General features: G+C 38.4%; 2 protein-coding genes. One reads left to right on the top strand and one right to left on the bottom strand.

The window, feature by feature from the left end; genetic code table 11:
* Positions 1 to 79: 79 nt before the first annotated feature.
* Positions 80 to 397, top strand: coding sequence for a protein rep (locus ACFV2J_RS42520; RefSeq protein ID WP_385443857.1), 318 nt, complete (start codon positions 80 to 82; stop codon positions 395 to 397).
* A 33-nt stretch (positions 398 to 430) separates the two neighbouring features.
* Here ACFV2J_RS42520 and tenpIN read toward each other — a convergent pair.
* Positions 431 to 729, bottom strand: a 299-nt coding sequence (tenpIN, locus tag ACFV2J_RS42515; protein WP_385443854.1) for a type III toxin-antitoxin system TenpIN family toxin, incomplete at its 5' end; no start/stop codon positions are given.

Below are 729 nucleotides of genomic sequence, written 5' to 3'. Positions count from 1 at the left end.
ACACGCTCTACCCCGGGCTAGTGTGGTCTGTGTTTTGTTTAAAAGAGACCGGAGTGTCGCATAACAGATTGAAAACGAAGTGCGGGAAGCGATGATGGAGCAAAAAGCTGTTCTCGAAATCTCTAAATATCCGGTTAAGGATACGGATGTTGTGCGCGGCAATAAGGTGACAGAAGACAATCTGAACACGGTGCTTTACTTGGATGATGCGCTGGCTGCCCGTAGATTGATCGGGTACGGCGGCATTTTAAAAGAGATACATAAAGAGTTGAACCTTGGTGATGCGGAGGATGGCGATCTGGTCAAGATTGAGGAAGAAGATGATGAGGTTGCAAATGGAGCGTTTGAGGTAATGGCTTACTGGCATCCGGGAATTAAAAATTACATAATCAAATAAAAAAGAGCAGATCTTAAAGGTCTGCTTTTCTATTTAGGAGGTTTGTTGTTCAGAATAGTTCGAAACACATTCTAATTCTGTGTGATAATTTTGCAATGTTGAAAATTGGTACTTTCTTAAAATATTTTCATCCCCTGTATTATAGGCTTGGACATAACGATTCACATATTTTTCAAAAGACTGGATTATACGGTTTTCTGAATTTACAATTTTTAAAAATTCATCTTGTGGAATTTTGAATGATCTATGTGAGACAAAACGAGGATCTGTAATTATTATTGCTTTTGTATAGTCTAATCCTTTTCTGTATTTCTTATTGTGTGGCGTGTACA

The sequence above is a fragment of the Streptomyces sp. NPDC059668 genome (genome assembly GCF_042734135.1).
GTDB lineage: Bacteria > Actinomycetota > Actinomycetes > Streptomycetales > Streptomycetaceae > Streptomyces.
This window is presented reverse-complemented; position numbering and strand designations above follow the sequence as displayed.